Origin of the sequence: Micromonospora sp. NPDC048843, from assembly GCF_040649965.1 — a bacterium.
Taxonomy (GTDB): Bacteria; Actinomycetota; Actinomycetes; order Mycobacteriales; family Micromonosporaceae; genus Micromonospora; species Micromonospora hortensis.
In genome coordinates this window covers 38,572-45,002 of record NZ_JBEZGJ010000041.1, presented here as the reverse complement: position 1 = coordinate 45,002, position 6,431 = coordinate 38,572, and the positions used below count along the sequence as shown (strand labels likewise).

General features: G+C 70.6%; 5 protein-coding genes. 4 read left to right on the top strand and 1 reads right to left on the bottom strand.

The annotated features are described in order from the left end of the window. Positions 1 to 177: 177 nt before the first annotated feature. Positions 178 to 1,356 carry an ABC transporter substrate-binding protein gene (locus tag AB0C20_RS13010; RefSeq protein ID WP_357189411.1) on the bottom strand — a complete coding sequence of 393 codons (1,179 nt, stop codon included), beginning with the start codon at positions 1,354 to 1,356 and terminating at the stop codon, positions 178 to 180. A gap of 444 nt (positions 1,357 to 1,800) precedes the next feature. Here AB0C20_RS13010 and AB0C20_RS13005 point away from each other — a divergent pair, with 444 nt between their 5' ends. The 4 genes from AB0C20_RS13005 (at position 1,801) to AB0C20_RS12990 (ending at position 6,407) form a co-directional block, all read left to right on the top strand. Continuing rightward, the gene (locus AB0C20_RS13005; RefSeq protein ID WP_357568010.1) at positions 1,801 to 4,944 is read left to right on the top strand and encodes a sensor histidine kinase; all 3,144 of its coding nucleotides are present in this window, start codon (positions 1,801 to 1,803) and stop codon (positions 4,942 to 4,944) included. Further along, positions 4,941 to 5,348 carry a roadblock/LC7 domain-containing protein gene (locus tag AB0C20_RS13000; RefSeq protein ID WP_007465177.1) on the top strand — a complete coding sequence of 136 codons (408 nt, stop codon included), beginning with the start codon at positions 4,941 to 4,943 and terminating at the stop codon, positions 5,346 to 5,348. The genes AB0C20_RS13005 and AB0C20_RS13000 overlap by 4 nt, the downstream gene beginning before the upstream one ends. Positions 5,349 to 5,437: 89 nt before the next feature. Continuing rightward, positions 5,438 to 5,803, top strand: a complete 366-nt coding sequence (locus AB0C20_RS12995; RefSeq protein ID WP_007465174.1) for a DUF742 domain-containing protein — start codon at positions 5,438 to 5,440, stop codon at positions 5,801 to 5,803. Continuing rightward, complete coding sequence (locus tag AB0C20_RS12990; RefSeq protein WP_030329978.1) at positions 5,784 to 6,407, top strand: ATP/GTP-binding protein; 624 nt, start codon at positions 5,784 to 5,786, stop codon at positions 6,405 to 6,407. Before AB0C20_RS12995 ends, AB0C20_RS12990 begins: the two co-directional genes overlap by 20 nt. Positions 6,408 to 6,431 lie beyond the last annotated feature (24 nt).

Here is a 6,431-nt window from a genome sequence, read left to right as displayed (position 1 = left end):
GTGCCGTTGGAGGACGTCCAGGACGCCATGGGGCACGCCGACCCGCGCACCACCCGCCGCTACGACCGGGACCGGCACAACCAAAGCCTGACCGCCCGGAGCCGGGCACGGTCGGCCACACCCCACCCGGCACTCGACGAAGGGCCGGGGAAGCCCGCCAGATGAAAGGCCCCAGCGTTACCCCGCCAACCGCCAACGACCATTGCGGGCGACCAGCGTGGTGAGCGCCTGCGGCATCAGGCCGCTGTGGTTGTCCGGCGTCATGCGGATCGGGCCGGAGAGGCCGTCCATCTGGGACGTCTCCAGCACGTCCCGGATGCCGTTGCGGTCCACCTTCCCGATCTCACCGCCGGCGCGCAGTTCGGCGTCGGCGATCAGCTGGACGGCGTCCGCGGCGAACGACGAGGACCCGTTGTAGCCACCGAAGCGGGCCGTGTAGTCCTGGAACCATTGCCGCCGCGCCGCCTTGGCCGGCGTGGTAGCGATCACGTCATCGATCACCATGGTCTGCGTGAAGATCAGGGTGGCCTTCTCCGTGGCCTTGGCCGCCGCGCCGAGGAAGAGGTCCCCGGCCGCTGCCGCGTCGAAGTAGATCGACCCACGGAAGATGGTCTGCTGGACGCTGGTGGCGGCCAGTGTCGCCTGCTCCGGCGGGGTCCAGAAGACCATCGCGTCCGGCTTGCCCGACGCGAGCTGCTGGACCTGCTGGCTGACGTCGGTGTCGGTGGTCTTGATACGTTGCTGTCGGAGCGTGATCTTGGCCTTGTCCAGCTCGCTCTTGAGCGCGGTCGCGCCCTCCTGGCCGTAGTCGTCGTCGCTGACCAGCATCCCCACCTTACGGATGTTGTTGCGGCGCAGTTCGGTGGTCAGTGCGGCGGCGCTGTCCGCGGCGTTAGGGCCGAGCTTGAACACGTAGCGCCGTTCAGCGGCTGGCGCGGCGATCGCGCCGGAAGCGGCTAGCGCAATGGTGGGAATCCGCTTCTCGTTGATGGTCCCGACAGCTCCGACAGCGCATTCGTTGCAGCCGCCCATGATGATGGCGCTGACCTTCGAATCGCTGCTGAAGTCGACGATGTTGCGAAGTGACTCGGCCGAGTCGGAACGGTTGTCCTTCACCTTCAGGTCGATCTTCCGGCCGTTCAGTGCTCCGGAGGCGTTCAACTGATCGACCTTGAGTTTGAGGGCGCGCTGGTATGTCCGGCCAACCGTGGCTGCGGCGCCGGAGAGTTCGAGATCGGCGGCGATCACGATCGGACTCGTGTCCTTCTCCGCCTCGCCAAACTGGCAGCCGGTGAGCGTGGTGGCCACTACGGCCGATGCGAGCGCCGCGATGGTCGCGGAGCGGATGGGGCTCAACTCAGTCCTCCAGGTGCGGGCGCGGGCGCTGCCCGGTCACCGCCGCTAATCCGTCCTCAGTGGAGGACGGGATCTCCTCTGCCGTACGGTGTGCGCGAAGCCTGCAAAACCTTGCCAATGGCCGGCGCTGTGGTCAAGCGCGGACCCCGGCAGCACTTTCGGGACGGCCATCCCACATGCTGGGGTAACGCAATGTTTGCAAAAGCTCACTTTGCATACACGCGTGACCACTCTGGAGTTACATGCCCTGTTCAGGGGCTTGCGGAAATGAAGGTATCAGTTGCCCGGATCACGGGATGCGCTCCGTCCGACCGTTTCCTACCTCACTGCGGCTTCCCAAACACGATCATCTCTGATGAAATCGCGGCCGTGCCGCGCGTGGTCCCCTCCGCTTACGGCATGGCTCGGCGGCTCAGGCGGGGAAGAAACGACGGAGGCGATGTCGTGAGCACCGGACCGACGACCCTGCCCGCGCTCGGCGATAGCGGTCGGCCTGCGCGCCGACGCATGCCGAGACTGCGTGACGCCCGGATCCGGTCCAAGTTGGCGTTGATTCTGGTCGTCCCGGTGGCGGCGGTGATCGCGCTGGCCACGGTCCGGCTGATCTCCGTCGGCGAGGGCGCGTTCGACGCCACGCGGGCCCGGTCACTGACGGCCCTCTCCGTCGACGTCACCGCCCTCACCCAGGACCTCCAGTCCGAACGGATGGCAGCGGCCGCCTACCTCGCCGCTCCGCAGCAGCCGGCCGACGCGTACAACCTGCGGGTCCGCCAGACACAGCAGCGTGTGGACGAGTACCGCGCCGAGCGGGGCCGGATCGGCGACGTGCCGGCAGCCCTGCGAGACCGGCTGGCCGCCATCGACGACCACCTGGCCACCCTGGACAGCACCCGTCAGGAGGTGCTGGACCGCCGGCAGATGGCGGTCGCCGAGGCAGTGCTCCGCTACGGAGTCATCCTCACCGACCTGGTCTCCTACGGTGACGGCCTGGCCCAGCTGCCCGGCGACGAGAGCCTGGCGGACAGCCGCCGCGCGGTCGCCGCCTTCGCCCGCGCCAAGGCTTCCGTCGCCGAGGAAGAGGCAGTCGCCTTCACCGCGCTGACGGCCGGCCAGCTCGACTCGGAGCAGTTCTCCTCCTTCGTGGCAACGTTGACCGGTCAGCAGGAGGCCCTGGTCGCCTTCTCGCTGGCCGCCGACCCGGTGCAGCGCGCCCTGGTCGACAGCACCGTCTCCGGCGACGCGGTCGGCCTGGCCGACCGGGTGGCCACCGACATCACCCGCTCGGTCGGACAGCGCCCGCTGGTCACCGCGCAGGACGCCACCGCGGCGATCGGCGCCGTGAACGACCTGATGCGCTGGGCCGAGATCCAACTGCAGGACCGACTGCTCCAGCAGGCCGACCAGGCCCGCTCGGACGTCATCCGGCAGGCAGTTGTCGAGTCGATCCTGGTGCTGCTGACCCTGATCATCGCCGTGTCGCTGGCAGTGGTGCTGGCCCGCTCGCTCAACCACTCGCTGCGCCGACTGCGCGAGGGCGCTCTCTCGGTGGCCAACCACGACCTGCCCGACGCCGTGCAGCGGCTGCAGAACATGGGCAGCGTGGGTGACGGCGGGGTGGACGAGATCGTCCGCCAGGTCCGGGACCCCATCCAGCTCAACACCCGCGACGAGGTCGGTCAGGTGGCGCTGGCCTTCAACGTCGTACACCGGGAGGCGGTGCGGGTCGCCGCCGAGCAGGCGGCACTGCGTACCAGTGTCTCTGCGATGTTCCTCAACCTGGCCCGCCGTAGTCAGACCCTGGTCGACCGGATGATCGGCGAGCTGGACGCGATCGAGCGCGGCGAGGAGGACCCGAAGCGGCTCGCGCAGCTCTTCGAACTCGACCACCTGGCCACTCGAATGCGCCGCAACGACGAGAACCTGCTGGTCCTGGCCGGCGCCGACTCCGCCGCACCGCGTCACGACAACGCGCTGGTCGTGGACGTGCTGCGCGCCGCCCAGTCCGAGGTGGAGCTCTACAACCGCATCGAGTTCGGCACTGTCGACACCGACATCGAGGTGGCCGCGCACGCCGTCAACGACGTGGTACGTCTCGTCGCCGAGCTGCTCGACAACGCCACCCGGTTCTCACCGCCGAACACCACGGTGGTCGCCGACGGTCGGCGGATCCGCGACTACGTGCTGATCCAGATCGAGGACCGCGGGCTCGGCCTCACCGACGACCAGCTCGACTCGCTCAACCGGCGGCTGGCCGCCCCGCCGAGCGTGGACGTCGCCGCGTTCCGACTGATGGGTCTGGCCGTGGTGAGCCGACTCGCCTCCCGCTACGGCATCCGGGTGGAGTTGCGCCGCAACGTCGAGGGCGGCACCGTCGCTCAGGTGACGTTGCCCGCCGCCACCGTGGTGCTGCCCAGTAACCGGGGCCGCGAGCAGGTGCTCACCCGGCCGCGTCAGCCGATGGCCGTGGAGCAGGCGCCGCTCACCCCGGCCGGCCACGCCGAGCAGTTCGCCGGTGCCGCGACGACGGCGGCGACGTTGCCCGACCAGTGGCGGACCAGTCCGCCGGCACCCACCCAGTGGCAGTCGCCGCTGGACTCGCGGGACACCACCCCGGCCGTGCAGGCGGGTGGCTACACCGGCCCGCGCTCGACGATGCCACCGGCCGCCCCCGCCCCCGCCCCGGCACCCGCCGCCCCGCTCCCGCCGGCCCGGCCTGCCTACAGCAACGGTGCGGGCGCCTCGCTGGGCAGCCCGACAGTGGCCTACCCGACCGTCGACCCGCTGCCCCGACGCGGCTCAACCCCGGACGCCCCGGACACCGCTGGTGGGCGCGGCACCCAGGGCCTCCCGGTCGGACCGGTCGCCGGGCCGGGCGCGGTGGCACCGCCGGCCGTTCCGCCGGTGCCCGCCGCACCGGTCAGCACCCGGCCCGACTTCCCGGCCGAGGCTCCGATCTTCCGGGAGATGGAAGCGGTCTGGTTCCGGTCGCACGGCGACGACGCCACCGCGATCTTCACCCGGCCCAACTTCGACGAGCCGCCCGCGCCCGCCACCACCGCAGCGGCCGACGCCGGCCTGCGCACCGGCAACGGCGGCCAGCCGAGCGCCGGGTCCGTGCCGGCCGCGTCGCCGGCCCGACCGAAACTGCCGACCCGTACCCCGGGCAGCTCCGGCACCGACGGCACTGCCACTCCGGGCGCCGACGGACTCGGTGCCACCATGGACGGTTTCGGGGCACGGCCGTCGGCGCCGCCGACGTACGCCCCGCCTCCGGCCGCCCGGACGGCTCCGGCCGCAGCACCCGCCCCCGACCCGGCGGCCTGGCGTACGGCGGCGGACGAAGGCTGGTCCCGGGCCAGCCGGGCTGCCGAGCCGGCTCCCGCCGGGACCACCCGCTCCGGGTTGCCCAAGCGGGTGCCGCAGCAACAGCTCGTGCCGGGTGGCATCGAGCCGAAGAGCGGCCGGGACCGCAGCCGGCGGACCCCGGATGAAGTACGTGGTCTGCTGTCGGCCTACCACCGCGGTGTGCAGCGCGGTCGGACGGCCGGAACGGACCTGAACAGCACCTCGACCAAGGAGAGCCGATGAACAGGCCAGCTGCCATGCAGGACATGGGTTGGCTGCTCACCAACTTCGCCGACAGCGTGGCGGGCATCGCCCACGTGGTGGCGGTGTCCGCAGACGGGCTGCTGCTCGCGTCCTCCCGGGATCTGCCGGGGGACCGGGCGGACCAGCTCGCCGCGATCACCTCCGGGGTGGTGAGCCTGACCGAGGGCGCGGCCCGGATGTTCAGCGCGGGCGGGGTGTTGCAGACAGTCATCGAGATGGACAGCGGGTATCTCTTCCTGATGTCGATCAGCGACGGCTCCTCGATGGCCGTGCTGGCCGCGCGCAGCTGCGACGTGGGCCAGGTGGGCTACGAGATGGCGCTGCTGGTCGAGCGGGTGGGTGCCGCGCTGGTGCCGCTGCCGCGCGACGCGGTGCGCTCTTAGCACCGGAAGACGGCGCTCATTCCGAGCGCCGGACCAGGGACGAGAGGCGGCACAGTCCGGCTCAGCAGAGGACGAGGAGGTGATCGGGAATGGACCAACGACGCGCTGACCCGCGTGGCGCGCTGGTGCGTCCGTACGCGGTCACCCGTGGTCGTACCGAGCCCCGGCAGGACATCGCTCTCGAGGCCGTCCTGACCGCCTCTCCCACCCAGGTCGCCGAGTCCCGCTTCGCCGGGCACGACAAGCACCGAATCGCCACGGTCTGTGAGGGCCGAGCACAGTCGCTGGCGGAGATCGCCGCGTATACCCGGATGCCGCTGGGCGTCGCCCGGGTGTTGGTCGCCGACATGGTGGCCGAGAGCCTGCTGACGTTACACACTGCTGCTCCCGCCGAGGGGTTCGAGGAGCGGATGGAACTGCTTGGAAGGGTGCTAAGTGGACTTCGCAGGCTATGACCCCGCAGGGGGGCGGCCGGGCCGGGGAATCGTCTCCGCGAAGATCGTCGTCGCGGGCGGCTTCGGCGTCGGTAAGACGACACTGGTCGGGGCGATCTCCGAGATCACACCGCTGACCACCGAGGCGTTGATGACCGCGGCGGGTGTCGGCATCGACGATCCGTCCAAGGTGCCGGGCAAGGAGACCACCACGGTCGCCATGGACTTCGGCCGGATCACCATGGCTCAGGACCTGATCCTGTACCTCTTCGGTACACCGGGTCAGACTCGGTTCTGGTTCATGTGGGACGAGATCATCCGTGGGGCGGTGGGCGCCGCCGTGCTGGTGGACACCCGCCGGATCACCGACGCCTTCGCCCCGCTGGACTACTTCGAGAACCGCAACCTGCCGTACGTGGTGGCGCTGAACAAGTTCGACGGCGCACCGCAGTACGAGGCCGAGGAGGTCCGCGAGGCGCTGGCCATCTCGCCGCAGGTGCCGCTGGTGATGACCGACGCCCGGCAACGGGACTCGGTCAAGCAGGTGCTGGTGACAGTTGTCGAGCACGCCATGCTCCGGCTCCAGTCCGAGCACGGGCGGGGCTTCCCGACGCCGGTCGGCTGAAACGTCGCGTCACGGCCGGCTCGC

What these genes read in the sequence shown, in the direction of transcription:
- AB0C20_RS13000 (WP_007465177.1), top strand. Translation starts at nt 4,941, where the DNA reads ATGAACAGGCCAGCTGCCATGCAGGACATGGGTTGGCTGCTCACCAAC.
- AB0C20_RS12995 (WP_007465174.1), top strand. Translation starts at nt 5,438, where the DNA reads ATGGACCAACGACGCGCTGACCCGCGTGGCGCGCTGGTGCGTCCGTAC.